At 30.1% G+C, this 15048-nt stretch carries 14 protein-coding genes; 10 read left to right on the plus strand and 4 right to left on the minus strand.

Features of this window, described 5'->3' with window-relative positions; genetic code table 11:
- Positions 1–6 precede the first annotated feature (6 nt).
- A complete protein-coding gene (pepE, locus tag B4E59_RS08140) occupies positions 7–729 on the minus strand; it encodes a dipeptidase PepE (protein ID WP_286496298.1) in 723 nt (240 codons plus the stop codon).
- A gap of 178 nt (positions 730–907) precedes the next feature.
- On the opposite strand from pepE, the gene B4E59_RS08145 reads away from it, so the two are divergent.
- The 9 genes from B4E59_RS08145 (at position 908) to B4E59_RS08185 (ending at position 9057) form a co-directional block, all read left to right on the plus strand.
- Positions 908–1783 (plus strand): hypothetical protein, encoded by an 876-nt coding sequence (locus tag B4E59_RS08145; protein WP_286496299.1) that lies wholly within the window; start codon positions 908–910, stop codon positions 1781–1783.
- Between the two features lie 87 nt (positions 1784–1870).
- Positions 1871–2839 (plus strand): fumarylacetoacetate hydrolase family protein, encoded by a 969-nt coding sequence (locus B4E59_RS08150; RefSeq protein ID WP_219035164.1) that lies wholly within the window; start codon positions 1871–1873, stop codon positions 2837–2839.
- Positions 2840–2848: 9 nt separating this feature from the next.
- Complete coding sequence (locus B4E59_RS08155; RefSeq protein WP_286496301.1) at positions 2849–3727, plus strand: flavin reductase family protein; 879 nt, start codon at positions 2849–2851, stop codon at positions 3725–3727.
- A 3-nt stretch (positions 3728–3730) separates the two neighbouring features.
- Complete coding sequence (locus B4E59_RS08160) at positions 3731–4402, plus strand: NAD-dependent epimerase/dehydratase family protein (protein ID WP_286496302.1); 672 nt, start codon at positions 3731–3733, stop codon at positions 4400–4402.
- Positions 4399–4581 carry a YqaE/Pmp3 family membrane protein gene (locus tag B4E59_RS08165; RefSeq protein WP_171622766.1) on the plus strand — a complete coding sequence of 61 codons (183 nt, stop codon included), beginning with the start codon at positions 4399–4401 and terminating at the stop codon, positions 4579–4581. The genes B4E59_RS08160 and B4E59_RS08165 overlap by 4 nt, the downstream gene beginning before the upstream one ends.
- Positions 4578–5138: a hypothetical protein gene (locus B4E59_RS08170; protein ID WP_171622765.1), complete on the plus strand. Its 561-nt coding sequence runs from the start codon at positions 4578–4580 to the stop codon at positions 5136–5138. Before B4E59_RS08165 ends, B4E59_RS08170 begins: the two co-directional genes overlap by 4 nt.
- Positions 5139–5434: 296 nt before the next feature.
- Entirely contained in the window at positions 5435–6028 is a 594-nt protein-coding gene (locus B4E59_RS08175) for a hypothetical protein (RefSeq protein ID WP_291049288.1), read from the plus strand.
- A gap of 122 nt (positions 6029–6150) precedes the next feature.
- Entirely contained in the window at positions 6151–8421 is a 2271-nt protein-coding gene (locus B4E59_RS08180) for a histidine kinase (RefSeq protein WP_291049286.1), read from the plus strand.
- A 3-nt stretch (positions 8422–8424) separates the two neighbouring features.
- Positions 8425–9057, plus strand: coding sequence for a response regulator transcription factor (locus B4E59_RS08185; RefSeq protein ID WP_291052424.1), 633 nt, complete (start codon positions 8425–8427; stop codon positions 9055–9057).
- 413 nt (positions 9058–9470) lie between these two features.
- Here B4E59_RS08185 and lplA read toward each other — a convergent pair whose 3' ends face one another.
- Both lplA and B4E59_RS08195 read right to left on the minus strand, forming a co-directional pair.
- Positions 9471–10457, minus strand: coding sequence for a lipoate--protein ligase (lplA, locus tag B4E59_RS08190; protein ID WP_291052426.1), 987 nt, complete (start codon positions 10455–10457; stop codon positions 9471–9473).
- Between the two features lie 126 nt (positions 10458–10583).
- Positions 10584–12443, minus strand: a complete 1860-nt coding sequence (locus B4E59_RS08195) for a TonB-dependent receptor plug domain-containing protein (protein WP_291052428.1) — start codon at positions 12441–12443, stop codon at positions 10584–10586.
- Between the two features lie 86 nt (positions 12444–12529).
- On the opposite strand from B4E59_RS08195, the gene B4E59_RS08200 reads away from it, so the two are divergent.
- Entirely contained in the window at positions 12530–14011 is a 1482-nt protein-coding gene (locus tag B4E59_RS08200; RefSeq protein WP_286496306.1) for an aminotransferase-like domain-containing protein, read from the plus strand.
- A 353-nt stretch (positions 14012–14364) separates the two neighbouring features.
- On the opposite strand, the gene B4E59_RS08205 is transcribed toward B4E59_RS08200, so the two are convergent.
- Positions 14365–14820 carry a DUF4442 domain-containing protein gene (locus B4E59_RS08205; protein ID WP_286496307.1) on the minus strand — a complete coding sequence of 152 codons (456 nt, stop codon included), beginning with the start codon at positions 14818–14820 and terminating at the stop codon, positions 14365–14367.
- Positions 14821–15048 lie beyond the last annotated feature (228 nt).

A 15048-nucleotide genomic window follows, 5' to 3' on the forward strand; every position in this document is an offset into this window, starting at 1 on the left:
TGATTTTTAAATACTATAAACTTTTTCCTCTAAAATACCGGATTCAATTTCAATTGGTTGTTCGCTCTGTCTAAAAATTCGGGCCGATAATTTTCCTTTCAATTCCACTACTCCATTTTCTACACGAAGCCAACTTCCTTCTCTCAATCCAACGACAACTTGATGATTAAACTTGTGAAATTCATTGATACGAGTTTCTCTTGTTTCACCTTTATGTGTAGAATTTGGATCAGGATCCAAATAATGCGGATTAATATTAAAAGGTAAAAATTGTAACGCATCAAAACTTGGCGGATAAACAATCGGCATATCATTTGTTGTACCAATTGTTAAACCTGTCAAATTACTTCCAGCACTTGTACCAATATATGGTGTTCCGTTATGTACAGCACTTCTCAACTCTTCTACCAAACCAATTTCATACAACGTTTTTAGCAATAAAAATGTATTTCCTCCTCCAATAAAAATCGCTTTCGCATGCAAAATTGCTTCTTTTTTATTCTCGAAAGTATGCAAACCTTTTACAGAAACCCCAACCGTTTGCAAAGCATCTTTTACATTTTGCGTATATTCATCGTACGAAATTCCCGAAGGTCGCGCATAAGGAACAAAAATAATTTCATCAGATTGAATAAATTCTTTGATTTCATCTTTTATATATTCTAAAAAACTATAGCCGTGAATAGTACTCGTACTTATCACTAATAGTCTATCATTTGGGTTTATCATGTTATTGAATTTTAACTCAAAAGTAAGTTTAAAATAAGAAAGTAGGTAAAAAATTGACAAAAAATTATACCGAATTAGATTACTTTTGTGCAATTCTAAAAAAATAGAATTTCAAGATTTTTAAATCTGCATGAAAAAAATAGTACGCTTCATAATACCTTTATTCATAGTTGTCATTATGATAATAATTGGAATAGAACAAACACTTCGAAAAATTCCCAACGATTACAAATACAAAGCAGATTATTTAAAAGAAAATGGAAAACAAATAGAAACTTTGATTCTTGGAAGTTCACATACTTTTACAGGGCTCAATCCAAAATTATTTACCAATAAAACTTTTAATGCTGCACATTCTGCTCAATCACTAGATTTAGATTATAAAATTTTTGAACAAAATCGAAAATATTTACCCAATTTAAAAACCATTATTATTCCCATTTCGTATTTTTCGTTTACAAAACAATTGAATAATTTTAATCAAAAGAAATTAAAATATTATTCAATTTATTGGAAAATTGATATAAATAATAACGACTTTAATCTTAATTACGAAATTTTTTCAGAACCTATTGATGTTAATTATAATCGAATAAAAGATTATTGGATTCAGGATAAAAATAATTTAACAATAGATATTAATGGTTATATAAAAAAGCGATACGAACCAAGTTGGAATGATAGTATTTACGCTAAAAAAACGTTTGAAAGACATCGTGCAAATTTAAATTCAAATCAAGTACAACGTATTATAAAAACACATTTTTATGATTTAGAACAAATTATAAAACAAGCAAAATCAAATGATATAAAAATTGTTCTATTGGCTACTCCTACAACCAATTTATATAAAAATTATGTCATAAATACACCTCAATATTTCAACTTAAAAAATAATATTAATCGCTTATCGAAATACGATAATGTCGTTTTCATCGATTATTTTATTAATAATAAAGATTTCAATAAAAAAGATTTCAAAAATTCAGATCATCTAAATGCAAAAGGTGCTGATAAGTTAACGTTGAAAATAGATTCTATTATGAATAAATAAAATAAGTTCTATAAATTTTCTCTTTTTTTCTTCACTTATTTCAACATTAAAATCATCTTCGTATCTTCACCTCTCAAACAACAAATAATGAAATTCGTTACTTTCTTAGACAATCGACAAGAAAAAGTAGGTCTTGTTTTGCAAGACTCTATCTATGATTTGACACAGATTAATCACAACTTACCCTCTACCCTAATTGATATTTTAGCTGATGATGATTTTTCACTTATAATTTGTCAACAGATTACAAACGAAATCAATCGTGGTGAACATAAGAAAGCTCTAGTAAAAGAGCCTCAAATCTTGGCTCCAATACCTCATCCTTCAAGTTTTAGAGATGCGTATGCGTTTCGTCAACATGTAGAAACTTCTCGGTTGAATAGAGGTTTGGATATGATTCCAGAATTTGATCAATTTCCTGTGTTCTATTTCTCTAATCATCAAGCTATTCAAGGTCCAGGAAAAATAATTGCCATGGAAAAACATTTCAATCGAATGGATTTTGAACTTGAAGTCGCTATTGTCATCAAAAAAGAAGGTATCAATATAAAAGCAGAACATGCAGATGAATATATTGGTGGTTTTATGATTTTGAATGATTTAAGTGCACGTGCGTTACAAATGGAAGAAATGAAACTGAATCTTGGTCCTGCAAAAGGAAAAGATTTCGCTTCGATGTTTGGTCCATATTTAGTAACACCAAACGAAATCGAAAAATACAAAGTTGAGCCTAAAGAAGGACATATCGGAAATTGTTATGATTTAGAAATGTCTTGTTCAGTCAATAATATTGAAGTTTCTCATGGAAATTTCAAAGATATGCATTGGACTTTCGCCGAGATTATCGAACGTATTTCGTATGGTGTCAAACTTTATCCTGGTGATATTATAGGGTCTGGAACGGTTGGTACAGGTTGTTTTCTTGAATTGAATGGAACTGGAAAACGTCAGAATCCAGCTTATAAAGAACAATGGTTACAACCAAATGATACTATCGAAATGTCTGTTACAGGATTAGGAAAATTAGTAAATTCTGTTCATCTTTATACCCAATAAACTCAACTTATGCAACATACAAAATCTTTTGAGCCAAATACAAGTCAATTTAATGACATTTTCAAACACGCTATTTCTCCACGTCCTATTTGCTTTGCAAGTACGATAGATAAAGACGGAAATGTAAATTTGAGCCCATTTTCATTCTTCAATATGATGGGACAAAATCCGCCTATTTGTGTATTTTCTCCACTTCGAAAAATGAGAGATGGATCGACAAAGCATACATTAGAAAATGTTTGGGAACACCCTGAATGTGTAATTAATATTGTCAATTATAACATGGTTCAGCAACAATCGTTGGCAAGTGTGGAATATCCAAAAGGTGTAAATGAATTTGTGAAAGCTGGTTTTACAGAATTACCTTCAGAGTTGGTTAAACCTCCTCGTGTAGCCGAATCTCCGATTCAATTTGAATGTAAAGTGCGTGAAGTAATTTCTGTTACAGATCAACCAGGTGCAGCTAATTTGGTGATTGCAGAAATTGTGCGCATGCATGTACAAGAGGATTTACTGGATGAAAATGATAAAGTTTCGCCTTATGATTTGGATTTAGTTGCTCGTATGGGAGGTGATTATTATTGCCGAGTTATTCCAGAATCGATCTTCGAAGTCGAAAAACCTACGCGTACAATTGGTTTGGGAATAGATCAACTTCCTGACGAAGTGAAGCATTCTAATTATTTAACAGGTAATAATTTAGGTCAATTAGGAAATGTAGAAAAATTACCTACAGATGAAATGATTCTTAATTTCAAGGAACAATTGACAGAACGATTAGATATTCAAAAGTTTAAATCTGTTGAGGTTCGTCATCAAGTTGCAGCAAAACTTTTGGAACAAGGTGATGTAAATGGTGCGTGGTATTGGTTGTTAATGAAAATTTAGATGATGGGTAAATCTGCATTGGTTTTAGGAAGCTCAGGTTTAATTGGTTCTCTTCTCTTAGAAAAGTTATTCAATCATCCTGATTATGCTACTATTATCACAATTGTTCGAAAACCTCAACAAATCAATCATCCAAAGTTAATTGAAATCGTCACTGACTTTAATTCAGAAATTAATTTAGATGAAATCCAGCAGATTGATTCTATTTTTTCGTGCTTGGGAACAACTCGAAAAAAGACGCCTGATTTAGATGTTTATCGTAAAATTGAAGTCGATATTCCGAATCAATTTGCAAAGATTGGGAATCAAAAAGGATTAACTAAGTTTCATTATATTTCGGCAGTTGGTGCAAATGCGAACTCGTCTAATTTTTATTTAAAAATGAAAGGCGAAGCCGAAGAAACTTTGCAAAAGAATACTATCAAACAATTATTCTTGTATCGTCCATCTTTGTTAATTGGCAATCGAGAGGAATATCGTTTGGCTGAGAATATAAGTTCAAAAGTTTTTCCTTTGATCAATTTCTTTTTACGCGGAAAATTATCTAAATATAAATCAATTGAAGCTGGAAAAGTTGCTCAATCACTTATTGAAAATGATTTGCATTCAACATCAAATAAAGTTTCAATTTTACATTACAACGAAATAATTAATTCGATAAATACAACACAATGATCATACTAGCCGTACTCCTACCTTGGTTATCATTCATTTTAAGAGGAAAAATAATACAAGGCGTTATTTGCTTAATCTTACAAATCACCTTAATTGGATGGTTGCCCGCAGCAATTTGGGCTGTTGCGTCACTTTTGGACGGAAGAAACAAAGCAAGGATAAAAGAATTGAATAGATGATAAATCAATATAAAATAGCAAAAGATAACATTAACTTGTACGTCACTTTAGAAATTAATCCTTCTAAAAGGAGAAAATTCTTTTTGTTCTTTTGCATTTTATTGATGATTTCAATTCCGATTAGTTTAATCACAATAATTGATTCGGAGCCGCAAAATTTCTTTGTTCCAATTTCTATAATCAGCTTCCTTATTTTCTATTTTATTATTCGATATTTTCTGTGGAATATTTATGGAAAAGAGAATATTATTATCAATAATAAGACAATTAGTTATAATCGAGATTTTGGTTTATATCAAACAAAATATTCTTCTATTAAGTATTCAAAATTAGATTTTGCAATTCAGAAAATTAAAAATGAAAATGATTTAGATGTTGGAGATTTAGTTTTCATTGATTATTTAGAAGATTCTCAATTACCAGAAGTTATTTTTCAGACTTCGATATTAATACCAATTAAAGATTTAAAGAAAATTCAACAAGAAATTGAATTGCATTTGTTTGATATTGACAAAGATAAATTAGCAAGGAATTATATTGTTTTCTCGCAAAATTGAAATAATTTTTAATAAAAAAGACAACTAATTAAGCTGTCTTTTTGCGTTATTTATGTTCATAATAATTTAAGATTTTATCTTCTTTCCCATCATTATTTTTATCACGATATTCTATCAACACCAGCGTATTTTCATCTACTTTTTGATATTTGTACACAGTTGTTATTCTTGTACCATTAGTTAAAATAAATTCGTTATTTCTTTTATTTACGATTTAATCTAGTAAATTCAATAATTATAGTGAGTTTTTTGAAGAATTTTCGAAATAATTTAGCACTATCAGAATAGAAAAGTAGATGAAAAAAATAATGGTTCTAATGGTTTGTAGTCTTTTGCCTTCTTTTGGAAATGCACAAGAATATACAACTAATAATATTATAATAAAACAAGGAAATAAAACATTTAATATTAATCAAGCTGATCAAACAATTACGCTTCGTCCTGAAGAATTTAGTATTGAATATCTAAATAAACCTTATCAAGAAAAGAAAAATCTGTTTTACGCTGCACAAGCATTAGTGACTGATAGTTCGGCTGATGTTAATTTTCAAGAAGGAATAAAAATAGAAAGCATACCATATTTTGAACCTAGTAGTGGTTTTGCTGCAGAGAAAAACCAAGTCATATATTATCCGTTTTTATCGTATGATGGACATCAATATTTATATTATGTTTCAAATAATGAAAAACGTGTGGATAAAATTGGAACGTCTGGAAATTGGGATATTTACAAATGGACATTAAAAGGTGTTTATCAATATGACGCTGAAATGGATTGGAATATTTACGACAACGATCAAGTACATATTGCTTTAATTATTGATCGAAATTTAGACGGAATTCTTCAAAAGGGTGAATTTTTCGACGTTCATATTAATTTTAAGAAATAACAATAATCTATATCCTAACCTACCTCAACTTATGTACAAACTAAAACATTCTTCGGATTGTTTTAGTTTCTTTGATTCTACAAAAGACATTATATTAGCTCAAATAAACTCAACATCTCAATATGTTAAAAAGTAATAGTGCTTTAAAAAATCTTTTATTTCAACTTATAGTCGTCATTTTATGCGCTATTAGTGGAATTGCTAATGCACAAGAAGTACTGATTAATTTTGAGAATCAATATAATAAAACAGCTCCTAATTCTATTGAACGATACGAAATAACAGGAAAATATGCGCAAGCTTTATTATTTAATAATCAAAAAGAAAAAGCTTTCGCTGTTTTGAAACAAAATATTTCTAGCGCCGAAAAACTGAGTGATGGAAAATATGCTGCATATTTACATGCTGTTTCTGCAATGAATAATCGTATTGATGATAATTTGAATGCAACAAATTATAATTTGCAAAAAGCAATTTATTACAGCGGACGCACAACTGATTATTCAACAAAAGGATATGTTAAATATTGCGAAGGATGGTTGAATTTAAGAAACAATGAAGACTCTAAGGCTGTAAAAAACTTTATTGATGGTCTTAAATTTCTAGATAAAGCTACTGTTACGCCAACTGTTCTTACACGAATGAGTTCTATTTATAACGAATTGACTGGAATTTATTCGAGATGGGATGATTATGAATTACAAGAAAAGTACAGCAAACTTGCTCTAGAAGTAGCACTTAAACAAAATAATCCTAATTTAATTTTTGCTTCTTATATGTCGATTGGATACATGTACGAGCAAAAATTTATGCAAAATGAGAAAAATATTTTTGTACGAGATTTAGCTGAAAAATATTATACTAACGCTATAAATACGTATTATAAAAACAAAAGTGAAATGGCTACAGCGACAGACTTGTCGTTTGTAGCTATTAATCTAGCCAATTTATATCTTCAGTTTTATCCCAAAAACTATCAAGTAAAAGTTATCAAATATGCGTATTTAGCCAAAGAAATTGCTGAACAAAATCATCAATCCGATCACGTTGCTGCTGCTAATGGTATTTTAGCAGAATTATCTTTACAAAATAACGAAGTTTCTACTGCAAAAAATTATTTACTTAATTCGCTTATAAAAGTCAACGAGAATACAATTCCAGACAAGAATATTCTGCTTTCTCTGTATTTGAGTTTATCTGATATTGAAGATCGTGAAGGAAATTACAAAGAAACCTTGCGTTATTATAAATTGTACACTTCCACTTACAAAGAAATTTATGATAACGAGCAAGCGCAAATCAGTAAACGTTTGGAAGCTCAGTTTGATAAAGAACGTCAGCAACAACAAATGATTCGTTTGCAATTAGAAGCTGAGAAAAAAGAACAACAAATTCAACTAATGCATTCATTAGGAATTCAACAAGAACAAGAATTAGAAAATTCTAGATTAAGTGAAGAATTTCAACGTAAACAATTAAAATTAACTCGATTAGAATCCGATAAACGTTCACAAGAATTAACGATTTCTGAACAAAATTTAAGGCTTTCTAAACTAGAAAATAAAAATAGAAAGGATGAATTGGTTAATTATATCACCGAACTTAATTTCAAAAATAAATTAAACAAATATTACATCTTTTCGATTATCTTTTTCATCGCCTTACTTGCTCTTTTGCTTTATGCCTTAAAACAACGCAACAAACATCTAAAACAACGTGAAGAATTGTATAAATTGGAAATTGAACAAGAACGTCAAAATTCTAAAATATCTACTTTAACAGCACTTCTTGATGGTCAAGAGCAAGAACGTGCTCGTCTTGCACGTGATTTACATGACGGTTTAGGTGGCTTACTTTCTGGAACAAAAATTCAATTAACGCATCTCAACGATAAAATTGACAATCATTCTAAAAAGGATATGGCAAAATCCATTCATCAATTAGATGGAGCAGTTGATGAATTGCGTCGTGTAGCACATAATTTAATGCCAGATTTGTTGTTGAAATATGGTTTGGAAGAAGCCTTAAAAGAATATGCAATCCGAATGTCAAATGAACAATTGGATATTGATGTTCAATTTTTGAGCTATACTAATTCTCTTGACAAAGAAAATCAATTATTGGTCTATCGTATCATTCAAGAATTAGTAAATAATGCCATTAAACATGCAAATGCAGCACAAATTATCATCCAATTTGTAGAAGATGAGACAAACTATTCTGTAACCGTTGAAGATGATGGGAAAGGCTTTGACATGAATAATACAAAACTAACGAAATCAGCAGGTTTACATAATATTCAATCACGCATTCAATTTTTAAAAGGACAATTAAATATACATTCAGAAATCGATTTAGGAACAAGTATAGAGTTCCAATTTCCTAAAATATAACTTATGATAAAAATAGCAATCACAGACGATCATCCTTTATTATTAGAAGGTTTGCGAAATATTTTGAGTAATCAACAAAACTTACAAGTGGTCGATTGTTATGCTTCGGCTCAACAATTACAAGAAACCTTAAAAACAACAGAAATTGATATTCTTTTGTTAGACATCAATTTATCGGATACTAATAGTATTGAATTGATTAAACCTTTCAAGAAAAAATATCCTGATATGCACATTATTATGTTGAGCGTACACAATGAATACGCTGTAATTAATAGTTGTTTGGAAGAAGGTGCTTCGGGTTATATTCAGAAAAATGCTTCTGTTGACGAAATATTAGAAGGAATTAATTCTATTTTTGATGGAAAGAAATTTCTTTGTTCACAAACCAAAAATGTGATGAGTAAAAAGGAAAAAGATGGTTTGAATACGATTCCGAAATTGACGCGTCGCGAAAAAGAGGTTTTAATTGAAGCTGCACAAGGATTAACAACACAACAAATTGCAGATAAGTTATTTATTAGTACACATACGGTAGATAGTCATCGAAAAAATTTGATCGAAAAATTTAAAACATCAAATTTAAGTTCAGCAATCACATCAGCAATAGAATATGGATTGATTTCAAAACCTTAAAAAATACCTATAAATAGGGATATTTTAATTCTAAAATTTTTATCAATTTTGAAAAAGAAATAACAATCTATATTTCAACCACTAAACAACCCAAAATAAGATTACTAACCAATTCTTATTACCTTAACTACATCTATTGAAAAATCGCTTAGTTCTCTACTTAAGCGATTTTTTTTATATTACTAATTAACTAAAAGTCGTGAGCTCTTCCGTCTTTATTTTTGCAAAAAACTGAGAAATAGGAAGGTTAAAATTAGATCAAGTAAGTTTTCAAAACGATTTTTCATCTAAAATGTAAAAAAACAAGTATCCAGAAAGGATTCAACAATTTCTTAAGAAGAAACAGAATTTTTTATCTAGAAGTAAAATTGAAATCAAAAAACCAAACTTTCATAAAAATTTGGCTTATAATTTTATCGAAATAATTCTAAAATTTCGTCTACTGTAACCTTTCCAAAATAATCTGTTACATCAATAGAATTCAGAACTTTTGTAATTTCTTCTTCGTTATGTTTAACACCAATTAGTTTATTTTCTAAACCTTCAATCGGTTCTGAAGCGAAGAAATCACCAAATATTTTAGCTTTTTCAATTATTCCGCCTCGCTCTACATCCAAGTGAACTTCAATAAAACCTGCTGGAATTTTCTTTGCATTTTTGAAATTATATTTTGGTGAAAAACCAAAATTCCAATCCCATGTTTGGTATTTTTCTTCAATCAATTTCGCAATACCATTCAAATCTTCGATTGTTAAATGATAAATTGTCGCTCCTTCATTTGTTTCTAACATTTCATCAATCAACAAAGCTTTCAACTCGTCCGTCGTCATTTCATTTGGAAAATATTCGATCAAATTAATCACACGTGCACGATTAGATTTGATGGCTTTATCCACATATTTTAATGGATTAATTTTTAATGCATCGCCTAAAACTGACATGTCCGAATTAAAAAGTATCGTTCCGTGTTGAATCATTTTTCCATTACGAGCCAATTTTGCATTTCCACTAAACTTTTTACCATCAACTAACAAATCGTTTCTTCCTTCCAATTTTGCAGGAACATTCAAACTATTTAATAATTTGATGATAGGCTCGGTAAATGTTGAAAAATCCATAAAATCATTCTGTCCTAATAATGTGTGAAAAGAAAAATTTAGGTTCCCAAAATCATGATAAACAGCTCCACCACCCGACATGCGACGAACAACTTTGATATTATTCTCAGTCACATAATCCAAGTTAATTTCTGCCAATGTATTCTGAAATTTTCCGACAATTATTGACGGAGCATTGATATACAGCAAAAAAATATCTTCTGTTGGATAGTGGTACAATAAATATTCTTCTAAAGCTATATTGAAATACGCATCATGAGATGGCGAATCGATGATAATCATACAATTTATTTTTGCAAAGTTAGGAAGAAATTTATGGAATGAAAAAGAGACAACTTTCCTAAAAAAGTTGTCTCATCGCATTTATAATATAAACTATTAAAGAGAATATTAAATGTTTGTCATCATCTAAATCCCTGTAAATTTAATTCCTAAACTCATCCAAGTTGTTGGCAACGGAATGGCTCCAGCTTCGTTATACGTAGTATTAAAAATGTTTTGTGCATCAAAATAAATACTCAAATTATTTTTGAATGAATGATTAATTCTTGCATCAGTAATCCAATAAGATTTATATGATTGACGTGTATTATAACGATTCGCTAAACTTAAAGTAGTTCTTCCGATTGCATAATCTATTGTATTGATTAACTGATGTTTTAAACTTTCTATTTTATATTTAGAATTGTATTGATCATCAACATTTTTAAACTCAGGATCAAGATAAGAATAGCTCAAAGAAAATTTCAAACTCTGGTTCGCAGAAAGGTTTGCTAAATATGAAACCTTCGTATTAAATCCATGTGTTCTCAAATCTCCAAAATTTTGCGCTTGCCAAGGTTCATTAGATGTTAAACGTACCCAATCGATAAAATCTGTGATCGAACGATAAAAATAATAGGCATTAAACGTCCAATTTCTTTTGTTGTATTTGAAACCAATTTCTGTTTGAAATGCCTTTTCAGATTCAACATTTGCATTCCCTATATTTCCTGGTCGTTGATCCAAATATAAATCTGTAAACGAAGGAATTCGCTGGCTTGTACCTGCATTTACCATTAATTTCAAGTTCGAATTTACCGCATAACTCGCATCAATTCCTGGAAATGCTTGCCAACCATATTGAGAATTATAGTTAACATACGTTCCTATATTTACATTCAGTTTTGGTGTAATATCCGTTTTATATTCCGCATAAAATCCAACATTATCGCGTGTATGATTTTTGATACTAGTTGATGAAATTTGCTCATTTCGGTATTCAACTCCTATTCCAATTTGATCTTTATTCAATTGATAGGTCGAATTTACTTCTCCCGAAATAGAATTTGAGTAATGCAGAGAACGTGCTTTACTCAAATCATTTTTATAATAGCGATAATCATCAAAATTGTAACGATAACTCACACGTGGTGCTAACGAAATTCGATCCGATAATTTATGTTTTGACTGAATATTAACTAACGTTGTTTCAACTAATTCTTTCGAATTATTATCACCAGGTGAAGCATAAAAACCATTTGATCCGAAACCATTTTTCACATAACCATACGAAGCAACTAAACTATTTGCATCATCAAACTGAAAGTTTCCTTGATAATACAATTTATTGTTTTCGTATGCTGTATTGTATCGGTATCCATTTCCCCAATCGTGACTCACATACAACTGATGTTGATGCGTTTCTTTTGCCAAATTCGCGCCAAGTTGCACACCTCTACTTGTATAGGTATCGTCCGTATCTTCACTATCTTTCTTAAAATTTGTTCCAAAATAAGTATTCGCATAAACTCCTGTTTTCTTTGGTTGACGCGTGACAATATTTATCACACCTGTCAAACTATTATTTCCATAAACACGAGCAGCCGGACCACGTACCACTTCAATTCTGTCAATCGCCTCTAGTGGAATGGGAAGATTTAGCGCATTATGAGCTGTTTGATGATCCATAATTTTTGCACCATTCAACAAAATCAATGTTTGCTCAAAACTTCCACCATCCATCGAGATATCAGCTTGCGTTCCGAATGGACCACGTTGACGCAAATCTATTCCAGATGCATACTGCAACACATCTTGTAAAGAACGTGCAGGTAATTTGTTAATTTCTGATTTACTTAATACATAAATGTTTCTATTTTCTTTAGAAAGTGGCGTATTCAGACGGTTATCTAAAATAGAAACTTCACCTATCGCAATGGTATCATTCACATTTTGTGCAAAAATACTTTGTGCAGCTAAACACAATACCATAGTAATCTTCTTCATTTTTACTAATTATTTAATTAATTGAGTTAAATCTGACGCAAAAGTAGTACCTTTCCGATCTGCCATAATATACCAGTTTACAGATAATGAATAGTCCGGCTGAAATACCATACAAAAGTTTTATCGAAATCGAACGTAATTCGGATACACCAATTTACCTTCAATTAGCGAATCAGTTGGCTAAAGCAATACAATTAGGTTATATTCCAAGCGGCACAAAATTACTTGGAACGAGGCAGTTAAGTGATATTTTAACGCTTCATCGCAATACGATTGTCAATAGCTTTCAGGAACTTGAAGCCCAAGGTTGGATAGAAATCGTTCCAAATAGAGGAAGTTATGTATTAAGTCAATCTTCTCAAAAGTTTCAGAAAACCATTGTTCCAAAGCAATTTTCAATCAATTTGTATCCTGATAAAACAGGTTTTCAATTTGAACAATCGATACTTTTGGATAATCCGTACGAAAATTTTAATCAACGCTTATATTTAACCGATGGAACAATCGATCATCGGTTAGCAGAACTAAAACTTCCTGCTAAATTATATTCAGCTATTTTAAAAAGAAAAACGTCAATTTCAAAGGTAAATCAGTCCAAAAATGAGTACTTTTTAAAGAATTTAGCAAATTATCTCAATTTGACAAGAGGTTTACATATTTCGAAAGAGAATATTTTAGTGACGAGAAGTTCGGAAATTTCACTTTTTTTAATTGCAGAAATTCTACTGAAACAAAATGATGTTGTTGCGGTTGCAAATTTAAGTTATTATAAAAGTAACATGATTTTTCAGACACAATTTGCTAAAATCAAACAAGTAAAAACGGATCAATTTGGAATTGACACCGACGATTTAAGAAGATTATGCGAGCAATTTCCGATACGAATTGTTTACGTTACACCGCATCACCATTATCCTACAACGGTTACATTAAGTTCGCAAAGAAGAGTTGAATTACTACAACTTTCGCAGGAATTTGGTTTTGCAATTGTGGAAGATGATTACGATTTTGATTTCCATTACAGCAATCATCCAATTTTACCTTTGGCAAGTTCGGATCAAAATGGAATGGTTCTTTATACTGGAAAATTTGGTCATTATCTTGCACCAGGTTACCAAATTGGATTTATTGTAGCACCGAAAAATCTAATTCTTGAAGCGAAGAAACACTTATCAATTCTTGATCAGCAGGTTGATCCATTTATCGAACAAGTTTTAGGTGAAATGATTAGCGAAGGTGAAATAAATCGAATCCTAAAAAAACATCGTAAAACCTATCGAGAACGACGCGATTATTTTTGTCAGAAATTGAAAACGGAATTAAATGATTTTATCAGTTTTACTAGTCCAAATGGAGGTTTAGCTGTTTGGATTAATTTTAATCAACCTATAAATTTAATGGAATTAAAACGAAATTGTTTAAAAAATGAATTGTTTATTCCACAAACAATTTTATATCAAACCCAACATCAAACTGGAATTCGCCTTGGATTTGCGCATCTAAATTTTGAAGAAATAGATGAAGTAATTTCAATTTTGAAACAAGAAATCACAAAAAAAGCTGAATAAATTTCAGCCTTTATATTTTTATGTAGGATTAATTACAATTAATCTAAAATCAATGTAATAATTAATTCCTATAAAATAAATCAACGCTAAAAAAGCATAAATTATAAATTGTTTTGATAGTCTGATTTTGAATTTTTTTAGCATAATTCCAACCAAAAAATTAAGTATAATCAACTGTAAAACAACTAAAAATGAATACTGAATTATAAAATACATAACACTAGAAAAATTTACAATACGAATTGAACCATAACTTTTGTAGGATTCGTGAAGAAATAATACTAAACAACTTACAAAAGAAACAATAAAACTAAATAGTACAGAAATTAAAAATGTTTTAAGTATTGGTTTCATTATTTTTTATCTCTCAACTTGAATGTCCACGTAAACTGAAACTCTGAAACAATATCTCCTTCCTCGTCTACGCCTCTACTTGTCACATTTAGCGATACACCTTTCTTCGTTTCGATCGCTTCTTTTATAGCTGCGTCTATTTTTTCTCCATCTTCGCAAGTAAACACAATTTTACCAATAGCTTTTTTCAAATACTTCGATTGCATTCCCAAAACCAACATCGATATATCTTCACCTGATTTAGAAATCTTAGCATTTGCCATCAAACCAGAAGAAAATTCTGCTGCCATTCCTTGCACCGCCCAAAACATACTTTTGAACGGATTTTGATTAAGGAATCCATATTTTACTCGTATCGAAACTTTATTTTCTTCCCACGATTCCAAACGAACTCCAGCAATCCACGCAATCGGAATTTGAGTTGTCAGTATATTTTTAAAAAATTCTTTGTTCATATTCTCATTATATCAAAAAGGGTTAATATAATAAAAGTAAATGTTTTATTTGATTTTCTTCAATTATTGAAGAAATTAATTCTAAAGTTATTTATTCATTACGCCTTATTCTACTAGGAGGAGAAGATGCAATTCATCGATATTTAGAGCGCAAAAAAGTAATCAAAAAACTCTTGTCTTTCATTCTCGACTTTAGATTATAAATAATGTGGATATCCTAACGAAAGT

The organism is Empedobacter sp. UBA2044, assembly GCF_002333005.1.
GTDB classification, from domain to species: domain Bacteria; phylum Bacteroidota; class Bacteroidia; order Flavobacteriales; family Weeksellaceae; genus Empedobacter; species Empedobacter falsenii_B.

What these genes read in the sequence shown, in the direction of transcription:
- B4E59_RS08165 (WP_171622766.1), top strand. Translation starts at nt 4,399, where the DNA reads ATGATCATACTAGCCGTACTCCTACCTTGGTTATCATTCATTTTAAGA.
- B4E59_RS08185 (WP_291052424.1), top strand. Translation starts at nt 8,425, where the DNA reads ATGATAAAAATAGCAATCACAGACGATCATCCTTTATTATTAGAAGGT.
- B4E59_RS08155 (WP_286496301.1), top strand. Translation starts at nt 2,849, where the DNA reads ATGCAACATACAAAATCTTTTGAGCCAAATACAAGTCAATTTAATGAC.
- B4E59_RS08160 (WP_286496302.1), top strand. Translation starts at nt 3,731, where the DNA reads ATGGGTAAATCTGCATTGGTTTTAGGAAGCTCAGGTTTAATTGGTTCT.
- B4E59_RS08195 (WP_291052428.1), bottom strand. Translation starts at nt 12,443, where the DNA reads ATGAAGAAGATTACTATGGTATTGTGTTTAGCTGCACAAAGTATTTTT.
- B4E59_RS08180 (WP_291049286.1), top strand. Translation starts at nt 6,151, where the DNA reads ATGTTAAAAAGTAATAGTGCTTTAAAAAATCTTTTATTTCAACTTATA.
- lplA (WP_291052426.1), bottom strand. Translation starts at nt 10,457, where the DNA reads ATGATTATCATCGATTCGCCATCTCATGATGCGTATTTCAATATAGCT.
- B4E59_RS08150 (WP_219035164.1), top strand. Translation starts at nt 1,871, where the DNA reads ATGAAATTCGTTACTTTCTTAGACAATCGACAAGAAAAAGTAGGTCTT.
- B4E59_RS08175 (WP_291049288.1), top strand. Translation starts at nt 5,435, where the DNA reads ATGAAAAAAATAATGGTTCTAATGGTTTGTAGTCTTTTGCCTTCTTTT.
- B4E59_RS08170 (WP_171622765.1), top strand. Translation starts at nt 4,578, where the DNA reads ATGATAAATCAATATAAAATAGCAAAAGATAACATTAACTTGTACGTC.
- B4E59_RS08200 (WP_286496306.1), top strand. Translation starts at nt 12,530, where the DNA reads ATGAATAGTCCGGCTGAAATACCATACAAAAGTTTTATCGAAATCGAA.
- B4E59_RS08145 (WP_286496299.1), top strand. Translation starts at nt 908, where the DNA reads ATGATAATAATTGGAATAGAACAAACACTTCGAAAAATTCCCAACGAT.
- pepE (WP_286496298.1), bottom strand. Translation starts at nt 729, where the DNA reads ATGATAAACCCAAATGATAGACTATTAGTGATAAGTACGAGTACTATT.
- B4E59_RS08205 (WP_286496307.1), bottom strand. Translation starts at nt 14,820, where the DNA reads ATGAACAAAGAATTTTTTAAAAATATACTGACAACTCAAATTCCGATT.